General features: G+C 62.5%; 15 protein-coding genes. 12 read left to right on the top strand and 3 right to left on the bottom strand.

Annotated features, from left to right (window positions below):
• The first annotated feature begins 22 nt into the window (after positions 1-22).
• The 3 genes from glk to L6637_RS01680 all read left to right on the top strand — a co-directional run bounded on the left by glk (position 23) and on the right by L6637_RS01680 (position 1,640).
• A complete protein-coding gene (gene glk / locus L6637_RS01690) occupies positions 23-991 on the top strand; it encodes a glucokinase (protein ID WP_237862330.1) in 969 nt (322 codons plus the stop codon).
• A 143-nt stretch (positions 992-1,134) separates the two neighbouring features.
• Positions 1,135-1,338 carry a hypothetical protein gene (locus L6637_RS01685; RefSeq protein ID WP_237862329.1) on the top strand — a complete coding sequence of 68 codons (204 nt, stop codon included), beginning with the start codon at positions 1,135-1,137 and terminating at the stop codon, positions 1,336-1,338.
• 140 nt (positions 1,339-1,478) lie between these two features.
• Positions 1,479-1,640, top strand: coding sequence for a hypothetical protein (locus L6637_RS01680; protein ID WP_237870041.1), 162 nt, complete (start codon positions 1,479-1,481; stop codon positions 1,638-1,640).
• Between the two features lie 83 nt (positions 1,641-1,723).
• Here the strand turns inward: L6637_RS01680 and L6637_RS01675 are convergent, their stop codons facing one another.
• Positions 1,724-2,101 carry a response regulator gene (locus L6637_RS01675; protein WP_237862328.1) on the bottom strand — a complete coding sequence of 126 codons (378 nt, stop codon included), beginning with the start codon at positions 2,099-2,101 and terminating at the stop codon, positions 1,724-1,726.
• 126 nt (positions 2,102-2,227) lie between these two features.
• Complete coding sequence (locus L6637_RS01670; RefSeq protein ID WP_237862327.1) at positions 2,228-3,046, bottom strand: Spy/CpxP family protein refolding chaperone; 819 nt, start codon at positions 3,044-3,046, stop codon at positions 2,228-2,230.
• A gap of 485 nt (positions 3,047-3,531) precedes the next feature.
• Between L6637_RS01670 and L6637_RS01665 the strand changes: the two genes are divergently transcribed.
• The 6 genes from L6637_RS01665 (at position 3,532) to L6637_RS01640 (ending at position 9,628) form a co-directional block, all read left to right on the top strand.
• Positions 3,532-4,872 carry an ABC transporter substrate-binding protein gene (locus L6637_RS01665; RefSeq protein WP_237862326.1) on the top strand — a complete coding sequence of 447 codons (1,341 nt, stop codon included), beginning with the start codon at positions 3,532-3,534 and terminating at the stop codon, positions 4,870-4,872.
• A 132-nt stretch (positions 4,873-5,004) separates the two neighbouring features.
• Positions 5,005-5,943 (top strand): carbohydrate ABC transporter permease, encoded by a 939-nt coding sequence (locus L6637_RS01660; protein WP_237862325.1) that lies wholly within the window; start codon positions 5,005-5,007, stop codon positions 5,941-5,943.
• Positions 5,943-6,848 (top strand): carbohydrate ABC transporter permease, encoded by a 906-nt coding sequence (locus L6637_RS01655; RefSeq protein WP_237862324.1) that lies wholly within the window; start codon positions 5,943-5,945, stop codon positions 6,846-6,848. The genes L6637_RS01660 and L6637_RS01655 overlap by 1 nt, the downstream gene beginning before the upstream one ends.
• Before the next feature lie 6 nt (positions 6,849-6,854).
• On the top strand, positions 6,855-7,955 hold the full coding sequence (locus L6637_RS01650) for an ABC transporter ATP-binding protein (protein WP_237862323.1): 1,101 nt from the start codon (positions 6,855-6,857) through the stop codon (positions 7,953-7,955).
• Between the two features lie 35 nt (positions 7,956-7,990).
• Entirely contained in the window at positions 7,991-8,980 is a 990-nt protein-coding gene (locus L6637_RS01645) for a hydroxyacid dehydrogenase (protein WP_237868852.1), read from the top strand.
• A gap of 171 nt (positions 8,981-9,151) precedes the next feature.
• Positions 9,152-9,628, top strand: a complete 477-nt coding sequence (locus L6637_RS01640; RefSeq protein ID WP_237868851.1) for a hypothetical protein — start codon at positions 9,152-9,154, stop codon at positions 9,626-9,628.
• A 60-nt stretch (positions 9,629-9,688) separates the two neighbouring features.
• Here L6637_RS01640 and L6637_RS01635 read toward each other — a convergent pair whose 3' ends face one another.
• Positions 9,689-10,186 carry a DUF1993 domain-containing protein gene (locus L6637_RS01635; protein ID WP_237869984.1) on the bottom strand — a complete coding sequence of 166 codons (498 nt, stop codon included), beginning with the start codon at positions 10,184-10,186 and terminating at the stop codon, positions 9,689-9,691.
• A gap of 114 nt (positions 10,187-10,300) precedes the next feature.
• On the opposite strand from L6637_RS01635, the gene L6637_RS01630 reads away from it, so the two are divergent.
• The 3 genes from L6637_RS01630 (at position 10,301) to L6637_RS01620 (ending at position 12,633) form a co-directional block, all read left to right on the top strand.
• Entirely contained in the window at positions 10,301-11,083 is a 783-nt protein-coding gene (locus tag L6637_RS01630; RefSeq protein WP_237868850.1) for a transporter substrate-binding domain-containing protein, read from the top strand.
• Position 11,084: 1 nt separating this feature from the next.
• The gene (locus L6637_RS01625) at positions 11,085-11,585 is read left to right on the top strand and encodes a hypothetical protein (protein WP_237868849.1); all 501 of its coding nucleotides are present in this window, start codon (positions 11,085-11,087) and stop codon (positions 11,583-11,585) included.
• 154 nt (positions 11,586-11,739) lie between these two features.
• The gene (locus L6637_RS01620) at positions 11,740-12,633 is read left to right on the top strand and encodes a DUF2147 domain-containing protein (RefSeq protein WP_237862318.1); all 894 of its coding nucleotides are present in this window, start codon (positions 11,740-11,742) and stop codon (positions 12,631-12,633) included.
• Positions 12,634-12,748: the final 115 nt, after the last annotated feature.

The raw sequence follows: 12,748 nt of genomic DNA, 5'->3' as shown, positions 1-12,748 counted from the left end.
AGGCCACGGCAGCCAAAGGACCATGAGTATCGGCAAGACAGGAAACATTCTTCTCGCCGATATCGGCGGCACCAATGCACGTTTCGCGCTGAGCAATGGCGAGCAGATCGGACCGATCGACTATGTGAAGGTCGCCGACCATCCAACGGTCCGCGAGGCCATCGCCGACGTGCTGCGCCGGGCCGACAGCGAAAAGCCGGTTAGGGCCGTTCTGGCTGTAGCGGGCCCCGTTACCAATAACCGCTGCGTCATGACCAACAGCCCCTGGGTCATCGACGGCAACGAGCTCCAGCCGGCGCTCGGCTTCGACAGCGTCCACGTGCTCAACGATTTCGAGGTGGTGGCCTGGTCCCTGCCCGCCCTGCAGCCGGCCGACCTGATTCCGCTCGGCGGGCAGGACGGCATGCCAGGTGAGCCACTGCTGGTGGTCGGACCCGGGACTGGTTTTGGCGTCTCCTGCCTGGTCGAACGCCACGGCTCCCGGCTCGCTGTCGTCACGGAGGCCGGGCATGCCACCTTGCCGGCGGAGAACGAACGCGAGGAACGGGTAATCGCCTCGATGCGCCGGCGCTTCGGCCATGTCTCGATCGAGCGCGGCGCCCTGTCCGGTTCCGGCCTGCAATCCCTCTACGAGGCGATGGCCGAGGTCGATGAAGCCCAGGTGCCGCAACGCGATGCGGCAGCGATCACCAAGTCGGCGCTGGACGGCTCTTGCCTGCTCAGTCGCGCGACGCTGGAGATGTTTTGCGCCATCCTCGGCTCCGTGGCCGGCAATCTTGCGGTGACCTTCGGCGCCAGGGGCGGCGTCTACATTGCCGGCGGAATCGTCCCACGCTTTCCGGAATTCCTCTTGGCTTCAGCTTTCCGTGCGCGTTTCGAAGCCAAGGGGCGCTTCCAGGATTATTTGCGCAACATCCCGACGCGCCTTGTCATGAAGCCCGACGCAAGCTTCGTTGGCCTGAAGATGTTCGCCGATCACAATCTGGCTTGAGGGGCGCCGGCACGGATCGTCTGTCTCCGGCAATTCACAGCTGACTGCGGCCAATCCGCAGTTCCATGCAGGATCGTGCTTGCCCGTTTGCGTCCGATGCGAAACAATCCCGGCGTGTGTGGCGTACGTATCGGGGGCGTGACATGCGTAAGCAGGATGTAGGATTCGACTATCACCGCTATCACCGGCTGCTGACCGAGGCGGATGATGAAACGAAGCGGGTAGCGCTGATCGAGCTGTTGATCGAGGAAAAAGCGAGGGACCGCTTGGCCGCACAGCGTGCCTCGGACCGCGCCGCCATGACGGCCCACACCATTGCGACGGTGCTAAGGGGCGGCCGCAACTAACGCTTGCAAGGCCTGACGCCCGGCGGCGAGGAGTCTGCGATCGATTGCGATTCCGTTAAGTATCCTTGGCAATCCTGTATCAAACTTTCTGCTCTAGAAGTTCCCTCACCTGATGCAATTCAGGATTAAACAGAGGGGGAATGAACATGAGCATGATTTCGCTCGCCGAAATGCCGGCTGCCATCCAGACCCGGTCGAACGATTATTCTTTTAAAGCGATTGTCGTCTTCTGCTGCCTGGGCCTCATTGCCTCGTTCAGCCTGATGGCGCAGGGCGTCGACCTCAGCGCCGGCCTGATGTGATTCACTGACGGACCTTCCGTCACCAAATGGCCGCCCCTTTCGGGCGGCCATTTTCATGGGCGATGCCTCCACTGTCGACGGTGTCAGTGCGGCACTTTGGCGGGCATATCCGGAAACAGCGAGTCGATGATGCTCTTGAGCTGATCGAGCGCTATCGGCTTGCGCAGAATTGGCCGGCGCCGGAGCAAGGACGGCAGCAATTCCGGCCCGTAACCGGTGGCAAACAGAAACGGCTTGCCGCGCCGCTCGATCAGATCGGCGACCGGATCGACATAAACGCCCATCAGATTGATGTCGAGGATCGCGAAATCGTACTGCGCGGTCATCGCAAAAGCGCTCGCATCGCGCACATTGTCCGCTTCCGCGACGACATGGTGGCCAAGCTCTTCCACCATGTCAGCCATCATCATCCGGATCAACGCCTCGTCTTCGACCAGGAAAACGGAGAGTCCGTCCGCCATATCAACCCCGCAAGCCTCGTTGCGAAGCTAAGCATACCCCATTTGCGAAAAGGATTCACGAATTCGTGGCCTTCAAATTCCACCAATGCATGCAATCCGATTCAAGCTCGATCAATCCAAATCTGGTCAATCCAGCCCGCGCTCATGGCTGAGGCGAACCATCTCCTGGATGAACACCTGCTTCTGCTTGTCATCGAGGCTCGAGTACAGCGGCTCGGCCGCATCGGCGACATTGCGCTGGTCGGCGGCGCGGTCGATCAGGAACTGCGCCTCGTTGCGCATCTGCTCGATAATGTCGTCGGGCGGATCGCGCTTGGCCCGCTCCATCCGCAGGTTGAGACGCTCCGCGCCATTGTGCCCGAGATAGTGCATGGCACTGGAGAAGCCGAACCAGTTCTTCTCCTGATCGGGCGTGAGATTCAGCTCGGTCTTGATCCGCTCGATATAGGAATCGCTGTTGGCGACGATCTGGTCGGCGGTCAGTTGCGGCGCGCCGGGCTGGGTCAGGACCGTGACGTCCTTATTGTCCTTGGTGTCCTGGGGAGCGTTCTTGGCTTCCTTGCTCGCCTTGGCCCCCTTGGCGCCTTTTGCTGTCTTGGCGTCCTTGTCCTTGGCCGGGCCCGACTGCTTGGCGTCCTTCGCATCCTTGGAAGCGTCCTTACCAGCATCCTTGCTGGCGTCCTTGGCTGCCGGCGCCTGGCCGTTGTTGTTATTCCCGACGCCGAGCACACCGGTGAATACGCCGACCACGCCGCCGATGGCGCCGCCGAGGACGCCTCCGACAGGACCCGCCGCCTTGTTACCAGCCGCGGCTCCGTCCTGGACGCCCTTGACCAAACCTTGTGCATTCGCAACCGCGGACGCGCCGACAAGCAGTGTCAGCACGGACCCGAGCGCGAGCCATCGTCGCAGGCCAAGCCGCGCAGGCGGCGCCGGGTTGATCATTTGGGTCTCCATCTCGATCTGCTTGCCTTCTCAAGGAAACGGCAGGCCTCCTGCCGGTTGCAACTCTACCGTTTTCGCCGAGCCGAGGTCTAGGTACGGACATCGCTGTCCCCGCTCGAAAGAGCTTTGGCGCGAAGCGGCGATGCAAGCCTATTCGGAACTACGGCGTAATTGCGCACGGGTCATTTGGCGGCTTCGCTCCACGTGTGCATCGCAATAAGAGCTGCCGCAGCTCATGACCGACGACGTGCGCCGTCGCTGCCCCATACACAACGTTAGTTCTAGAGCGCGACGCATTCGGCTTTCTCGACAGACGCAATCAATCATGATCTGATCGCGCTACCAATTTGCCGCGTCCCTCGCGTGAATCTGCCGCTGGGGATGACGAGGCCAAAAAGAAACGTCCAACAACAAAATCAAAAACAAACTTGGGAAATTCAAAGGAAACGACAGAACAATAAAACAAACCAAGGCGAGGAAACGAGATGTCACGCAAGACACTGACGCGACGTCAATTTGTGGCTGCCACTGCAATGTCCTCCACGGCGCTGATCGCAGCGCCCTATGTCCGAGGCGCTTACGCCGCCGGCAAACTCTCGATCGGTTTCTGGGACCACTGGGTGCCCGGCGCCAACGATGCCTCCACCGCACTCGTCAAGGAATGGGGTGAGAAGGAAAAAGTTGAGGTTTCGATTGATTACATCACCAGCAACAACAAGAAGATTGAGCTGACCGCGGCGGCCGAAGCACAGGCCAAGTCGGGTCACGACATTCTTCAGATGCCGAGCTGGTGGCCGCACGCTTATTCCGAAAACCTCGAGCCGCTCAACGACGTCATGGAGCCGCTCATCAAGCAGAATGGCGAGGTCAACGGCACTGTCAAATATCTGGCGCAGTCGGGCGGCAAATGGCTTGCAGTACCGGCAACCCCAGGAAGCCAGATCAAGGGCCCCTGCTCCCGTATCGATCTCATGAAGAAGCACGCGGGCATCGACGTCCAGGAGATGTACCCGGCCGGCGGCCCGCCGAAAGATGACAATTGGACGTTGGAGACATTCCTGAAGGCGGCGGAAGCCTGTCAGAAGGCCGGCTTCCCCTTCGGCATCGGTCTCGGCGAGACCACCGACAGCGTCGATACGGCGGGTGCAATCTTCCAATCGTTTGGCGCCGAGCTCGTCAATGCCAAGGGCGACGTCACCGTCAAGACTGACGCGGTGCGGCAGGCACTCGAATTCTACAAGAAGCTGATCGCCGTGTTGCCAGCCGATGCGCCGTCCTGGGATGACGCCTCCAACAACAAATGGCTGATCTCGGGCCGCGGCGCGATGATCATGAACCCACCGAGCGCCTGGGCCGTTGCCAAGCGCGATGCGCCGCAGGTCGCCGAGCAATGCTGGACTCATGGTTTCCCGTCGGGGCCGAAGGGCCGCTTTGCGCCGTTCCTTCCTTATTTCTGGGGCGTCTGGAGCTTCGGCAAGAACAAGGAGGCGGCCAAGAGCCTGCTCGTCCATCTGTCTTCACCCGCGGCGATTGAAAAGTTCGTCGTGGCGAGCGGCGGATACGATCTCCCGGCCTACGCGAACATGACGAAGCTCAAGACCTGGGCCGAGGAAGGGCCGCCCAAGGGCACGCTGTTCCACTATCCGGATCCCTACCATCGTCAGACCCTGTCGATCGCCGCGTCACCGGCGCCGCCGAAGATCGCCCAGCAGATCTATTTCCAGGCCACGCTGACCAAGATGGCGTTGCGCTTCGCGCAGGGTGAGAAGATGGAAACCGCGCTCGCCTGGGCCGAGGACGAGTGCGAGGGTTTTATGCGGACCTGAGCCGGGTGTGTGCCAAGGCGGTTCGTGCCTCCGGGCATGAGCCGCCAAGGCGCGCTCGCACTCCGTCCGCATGACAAAGGAGTCGACCGGTCGCCGGCTTCCTCCTTCATCTTCCGTCAGAAAGCTCATTCCATGGCCGATGTCGTCGTTCAGCAAGGTCGCCTCGTCCGCAACGCGCGCCCGCGAAAAGCTTCGGGTCTGCGCAACATGCTGGGCCGGAAATCGACCGTGGCGTTCTTCCTGACGCTGCCACTGATCCTTCTGATCGCGTTGCTCGTGCTCTACCCCGCCTTCTTCTCGCTATATCTGGCGACGCTGAACAAGGCGATGACCAAATTCGTTGGGCTGGGCAATTTCACCTTCCTGTTCAAACGCGAGACGTTCTGGATGGTGGTGAAGCAGTCTTGCATCTTTGCGGTCACCGCCGTGGTCTTCAAGGCACTGATCGGCTTCATCGTCGCGCATTTCGTTCACAACATTCCCGGCAAGAAGCAGCGCAAATGGCGCGGCATGCTGCTGGTGCCCTGGGTGATTCCGCCGGCGATGAGCACGCTGGCCTGGCTGTGGCTGTTCGATCCGTCCTATAGCGCCTTTAACTACACGCTCTCCTTCTTCGGCGTCGGCCCGATCCCCTGGCTCGGTGAGACCTTCTGGGCACGCTTCTCCGTCATCCTTGTCAACGTCTGGTACGGCGCGCCGTTCTTCCTGATCATGTACCTGGCCGCGCTCAAATCGGTTCCCGACCAGCTCTATGAGGCGGCGGCGATCGACGGCGCCAATTGGTGGCAGAAGATCTGGTACATCACGCTGCCGATGATGCGCAACATCATCGCGATCACCACGCTGTTCTCGCTGATCGTGACCTTCGCCAATTTCGACATCGTGCGCATCCTGACCTCGGGCGGACCGCTGGACACGACGCATCTGTTCGCCACCTGGGCATTCCAGGTCGGCATCCAGAGCAGCGACATTCCGCTCGGCGCCTGCGTCTCGCTGTTCATGGTGCCGATCCTCGCCGTCGCGGCGATCTTCATCCTGCGCGACGTCTCCAAACGCGGGAATGAAGCCTGATGAGTACGCTCGTAATCGACAAGGCTGGACCGACCCGCAAACTCGGCAGCATGAGCCGGGATCGCGCCTGGGCATTGCGCTGGTCCTATTTCTTCCTGGTGTTGTTTGCGATCTTCTTCCTGACGCCGCCAGTTTACATGCTGATCACCTCGCTCAAGAGCAGCGCAGAGATCTCGGCGGCAACCAACCCGTGGTGGGTGTTTCACCCAACGCTCTCGAACTATGTCGAGCTGCTGACCTCGAACCAGTTTTTGCGATTCTTCTGGAATTCGTCGATCATCTCGATCGTGGTCGTGATCGTGACGATGCTGATCAGCATCCCCGCGGCGTTCGCTCTGGCGCGGATGAAATTCTGGGGATCGGCGACGCTCGCGACCGGCGTGTTCCTGACTTATCTGATCCCGGACAGCCTGCTGTTCATTCCGCTGTTCAAGATGCTGGCGATGATCCAGGACTTCACCGGCATCACGCTCCTGAACCGCTGGTATGTGCTGGTGTTCATCTATCCGACGCTGACGGTGCCGTTCTGCACCTGGATCATGATCGGCTATTTCGCCTCGATCCCGAAGGAGCTCGACGAGGCCGCGATCATCGACGGCGCCTCCTGGCTCCAGACGCTGCTGCGCATCTTCATTCCGGTGGCACTGCCCGGGCTGATCGCGGCGACCATCTTCGCGTTCACGGTGTCCTGGGCCCAGTTCCTCTATCCCCTGGTGTTCACGACATCGGTCGACCAGCTCGTGCTGCCGGTCGGCATCACCACCACGCTGATCAAGGGCGACGTCTTCAACTGGGGGCAGATCATGACCGGCGCGCTGCTCGGCGCGGCCCCGCCGCTGATCATCTACGCCTTCCTGATGGACTACTACATTGCTGGCCTGACTGCCGGCGCGACAAAGGGTTGAATGCTCATGGCCGACGTTTCCTTGCGTAAGGTGATCAAGCGCTACGATGATGTCGAAGCCGTCCGTGGTATCGACCTTGATATCGCCGACCATGAGTTCATCGTGCTGGTCGGTCCCTCCGGCTGCGGCAAATCGACTACGCTGCGCATGATCGCGGGGCTCGAGGACATCAGCGACGGCGACATCATGATCGGCGGCGACGTCGTCAACGACGTGCCGCCCAAGGATCGCGACATCGCCATGGTGTTCCAGAACTACGCGCTCTACCCGCACATGACGGTTGCCGAGAACATGTCGTTCGGCCTGCGGCTGAAGCACTATCCCAAGGCCGAGATCAAGGCGCGGGTGACCGAAGCCGCACGCTTGCTCGACATCACCGACCTGATCGACCGTAAGCCGAAGCAGCTCTCGGGCGGCCAGCGCCAGCGCGTCGCCATGGGGCGCGCCATCGTGCGCAATCCAAAGGTCTTCCTGTTCGACGAACCGCTGTCCAACCTCGACGCGAAACTTCGCGTGCAGATGCGCATCGAGATCAAGAAGGTGCACCAGAAGGTGCGCACCACGACCGTCTACGTCACCCACGACCAGGTCGAGGCGATGACGCTGGCCGATCGTGTGGTGGTGATGAACAAGGGACGGATCGAGCAGATCGGCACGCCAAACGAGCTCTACCACAAGCCGGCGACGCGTTTTGTTGCAGGCTTCATCGGCTCGCCCGCGATGAATTTCATCCCCTGTCGGCTGGAGGATGCCGGCGGCACGCTCCAGATCCGCCTCACCGACCGCATCGCCTTTGCATTGCCATCGGCGCGCGCCGCGCGCTACAACGCGCTGCCGCGCACCGACAAGCTGCTGCTTGGCATCCGCCCCGAGCATCTCACCGAGTCGCATGCGCATCTAGGGTCGGGAGTCGAGAGCTTCGACACCGTGCTCGACGTCACCGAGCCGATGGGAATGGAGACGCTGGTTTATTTCGGGCTCGACGGCACGCCGGTCTGCGGCCGTGTCGACCCCAATGCCGGCGCCAAGGACGGGGCTCCCATGCGTTTGGCGATGGACCTCAACAACATGCACCTGCTAAACGAGGAGACCGGCGCCGTGCTGTGACGCCGGTCTAAGAAACTTGGAGCAGGCGGGGAGCGATGGCGACCAACAAGAAGAAGATTTTCGTTACACAAACTTTGTCGCAAGGGGCGCGCGCCCTCCTCACCCAGCGAGACGATATCGAACTCGTCGAGTTTGCGAACCTGATCTCCGCCAAGGATTTTGAGGCTCTGCTGAAGAGTCACGCGCCGGTCCACGGCGTGGCGCTCGGCGCCACCGCGTTCGGCGAGACCGAACTCGAGGCGGCCCGCGACATGAAAGTCGTGACCCGGATCGGCGTCGGCTACGACGCCGTCGATGTACCCGCGCTCTCCCGCCGCAAGGTGCCGCTGATGGTCGCGGGTAGCGCGAACTCGCCCTCGGTGGCCGAGCAGGCGCTGTTCATGATGCTGACGCTGGCCAAGCGCGCCAATGAGATGCATGCCTGCGTCAAGGACGGCCAATGGGCCAACCGGCTCGGCATGCTGCCGTTCGATCTCTACGGCAAGACCGTGCTGATCATCGGCTTCGGCCGCATCGGCAGCCGCACCGCCAAGCGCTGTCAGGCGATGGAAATGAAGGTGCAGGTCTACGACCCCTATAAGCCTGCCGCCGACATCAAGACCGCCGGCTGCGAGCCGGTCACTGATCTCGACGCGGCGCTGCCGAACGCCGACTTCGTCACCATCCACTGCCCGAAGACACCTGAGACCGTCGGCCTGTTCGATGCTGACAGGATCGGCCGGATGAAGCCAAGGTCCTATCTGATCAATACCGCCCGCGGCGGCATCGTGAAGGAGGCCGCGCTGTACGATGCCCTCGTCTCCGGCAAGGTTGCAGGCGCCGGCATCGACGTGTTCGAGGTCGAGCCGCCGCCGGTCAGCAATGCGCTGTTCGCGCTGCCCAACGTGATTATGGCCCCGCACGTCGCCGGCGTGACTGTCGAGGCGGTCCAGCGCATGAGCGAGCAGACCGCGCGCAACATCTTGAGTGTGATCGACGGCGATCCGATCAGGCAGAACATCATCAATCAGGACGTGCTCGGCTGAGGCAAATCCCGGGGGCGGGCCACCATTCTACCCGCCTTCGGATGGCCAGAATGCGTCCCATTTTGGTGCAGATCGGGCCCCAACTCAGCCTTAATCAAACCCGCGTAATGTATCCGGCCGCGGCGGCAGTGGGACAGACTTGCCGGCCGCGTCGAGCTGGAGGATGGACCCTTGTCAGAGATCGACCCGACCGACCAAGCGCTGGCGACCATCGCCAGCATTTTCGAGCACCCCGAGCCGACCTTCGTTGTCCGGGACACCGAGACGGAGGCGGCCGTCGCTGATGAGCATCCTGCCGTAGCCGAACATTCTACCATGGACGCGCACGAGCATCCCGTGGTCGAGGAGCAGCCGCTGGTGCCGCAGCACCCGGCCGACGCCGACGGCTATAGCAAAGTCGGTCCCGGACCGATGGTGGCGATCCGCCTGAAATGGACGGTCCATCGCGGCGACGACGGCCAGTATTACGTGCACGAGACCATCGGCGAGCAGTCTGCTCCCGTGGTCAGTGGCCCAATGACCAGCGAGGCCGCCGTGCATTTCGTCGACGAACACGAGGACGAGGCCAACAGGCGCTTCGAGCTGCTGCGCAGCGAGATAGCCGGCCGCAGCTCGCTCGCCGATTACGAGCGCAAGGGCGAAGCGTAATTCCTTTGCCCTATCACTCCGTACACCTCTCCCTGACGGGGAGAGGTGTAGACCAAGCCTCTACTTCCTTCCCAAAAAGTCCTTCTTCACCAGCTCGACGCCTGCGTGCCGCAACAGGTCGTACGCGGTCGTGACGTGAAAGAAGAACTGCGGGACGCTGTTGGTGAGCAGCAGCGTCCGCCCGGTAAAGGGCAGCTCGGTCCCGTTCTTCAGCTTGAAGAAGACCTTCAGCTCCGCCGCCGCATCGATTTCGGCACGCGGAAGACTTTCAATGAACTCGATTGAGGTGGCGATCCGAGCCTGAAGCCCGGCCATGTCGTGCTCCAGCGGCGGCAGCGCAACCGGCTCGCACCGCGCCAGCAGGGCCGGCGCCACTGTGGCGTGGCGGCAGGCCTCGCCGACCTGCTGCGCCAGATCGTACATGTTCGGCGCCATGCGCATGCCGAGCAGGACCGCCGGATTGAACTTGCGGGTCTCGGCATAGGCAACGCCCTTGTCGAGCAGCACGGACAGATTGCGCAGGTAAGGCACGAAGAGGCCGACAGAGGCCTCGTACATCGAGATCGTCACTTCACAATTCCCTTCAATTCCGCCTCGCCAGCGGCCGGCAACTGGTCTAAATCCAACTCAGAAGAGCTGCACAATGACAGCTCGGGCTTGGGTGGAAAAGAGATGACCGTTCGAATCTTGGCGGCTTTGGCCGTCGCACTGCTGATGAACCTTTCGGCTCACGCGCAGCAGGCGTCGCCCTCTCGCCTCGACGAGATCATCAAGCGCGGCACCTTGCGCGTCGGCATGACCGGCGACTACAAGCCCTTCACCTATCTGGACAAGGCAAGACAGCAGTTCTCCGGCTTCGACGTCGACATGGCGCAGGCGCTGGGCAAGGCGCTCGGCGTCAAGGTCGAGTTCGTGCCGACGGCCTGGCCGAAGCTGATGAAGGATTTCGAGGCGGACCAGTTCGACATCGCGATGGGAGGCGTCTCCGTGACGCTCGATCGCCAGAAGAAGGGCTACTTCTCGATCCCGATCATGCGCGAGGAGAAGACACCGATCGCGCGCTGCGCCGACGTCGGCAAGTACCAGTCCATTGCCGACATCGACAAGAAAGGCATCCGCGTCATCGTCAATCCCGGCGGCACCAATGAGCGTTTCGCGCGCGCCAACATCAAGGATGCCGACATCACCGTCTTCCCCGACAACACCGAGATCTTCCACGAGATCGCCAAGGGTAACGCTGACCTGATGATGACGGACGCCTCCGAGACCCGCTACCAGCAGAAGCAGAACTCAGGCGTGCTCTGCGCAGTGCATCCGGACAAGCCGTTCGACTTCTCGGAGAAGGCCTACTGGCTCCAGCGCGACATGGCGCTGAAAGCCTTCGTCGACCAATGGCTGCACATCTCCATGGAGGATGGCAGCTACAAGAAGATCTACGCCGCCTGGTTCGACTAGCATGCGGCTGGTGATCGTGTCGGCGACGGCGCTCGCGCTGGCGGGAGCCGGCAGCGCATTCGGGCAGACGCCTTTCACGCCGGCGATGGGCCCCGCCTGCAAGGACCAATCCAAGGAAGGGTTCGGGCTGTGGACCTGCCCAGGTCCGGCCGGCTACGTCGTGCGCTTCGCCGACGAGGGCAACATCGTCTCGCTGACGATTGCGCCGAGGCGCGCGATCGAGAAGGTGCAGGGGCCGACGGCGCAATGGCGCGGTGCCGGCAAAGCCTTTGGCGACAAGGTGCAGTGGATCATGCGCGCCGGCGTCCCCAGGGCCGCGGTGATCCGGACCTGGAGCCGGGTCGGTGACGACGAGCGCGAAATCCAGGAGCTCTCGGTGTTTGCAATCAATGGCGAGAAGGCCTGCCTCGTTGGAGCGGTCGAAATCCACACCGGCAAGGCCAACGCGACGGCCCTCGCCCGTGCCGAGCAGGCCGCGGATTCGCGCTGCCCGGAGAAGTAGCTGGACCACCCGTCCAACTCTGGACCGAGTCCGGCGTTATTGAACCGGGGACCACCGGCAGACGACTCATACGGAGACAGTGATCTAGATCACTTTTCGCAGATGAACCGGGGCGTAAGCGTCGGTGCGGGGATCAGCTTTTCGGGAGATGGAAATGAGGAAGCTGTTGGCCACGGCCGCATTCCTTTTGGTGAGCACCGCAGCGCAGGCGCAGTACACGTTCGAGTATGGCGGGCGCACCATCCGCATCGATCCGGACCGCGGCACGGTGCAGATCCCCGGCGTCTATGACAACACCGGCCAGGGCAAAGCCAAGAAAGCCAAGAAGAACGACACCAAGCAGGACCAGCAGGCGCCGCAGCAGGCCAAGGTCGATCCGCAACCGCCGCCCGCGCCGGCCCCACCTCCCGTTGCCGCGCCTCCGGCGGCAGAACAGGCTCCCGCGGCGCCCGCCCCGGCAGCGGCCGCAGCACCACCGCCAGCGCCGCCACCGCCAGCTGCTCCGCCTGGGGCGACGACCGCCAGCACGGCTCCGCCCGACGATATGGTGCCGCCGCCACAACCGGCTCCGAGTGCAGCCCCAACGGTCGCCGCGGTGCCGCCCGCACCACCTCCACCGCCGGCTCCGACCGTAGCGGCTGCACCGCCAGCGCCGCCTCCACCACCTGCGCCAGCGCCTGCCCCGGCGCCTGTTCAGGCTGCGGCCGTCGCACCGCCGCCTCCCGCAGCCGCACCCGCGCGCGATCTCAATTCACCGCTCGGCGTCTGGCTCACCGAGGAGAAGGAAGGCAAGGTCCGCATCGAGCAGTGCGGCAATAATTTGTGCGGCTATTCGGTCGACAGCAAATCGAACCAGAATGGCGAGCAAGTTCTGATCAACATGAAGCCTGGCAAGGACCTGAAATGGTCAGGCCGCATCCTCGATCCCAACAGCGGCTCCACCTACGATTCGACGATCTCGCTAAAGGGAGGCGACCGCCTGCGCGTGCAGGGCTGCGCCTTTGGCGGCATGTTCTGCGGCGGTCAAACCTGGACGCGCGTGAACTAGACCTCGCTCGACAATTTCGAGAAAGACAAGGGGCCCGTGATCCGGGCCCCTTTGCTTTTGCCCGCGATGTCACTCCGATGTGCGTCACCTCACAGAGAACCTGACGCGCGTGACA

It is taken from the genome of Bradyrhizobium zhengyangense, from assembly GCF_022012435.1.
In the GTDB taxonomy this organism is placed as follows: Bacteria; Pseudomonadota; Alphaproteobacteria; order Rhizobiales; family Xanthobacteraceae; genus Bradyrhizobium; species Bradyrhizobium zhengyangense.
The sequence above is the reverse complement of the archived record's forward strand: the minus strand, read 5'-3'. Positions and strand labels throughout refer to the sequence as shown.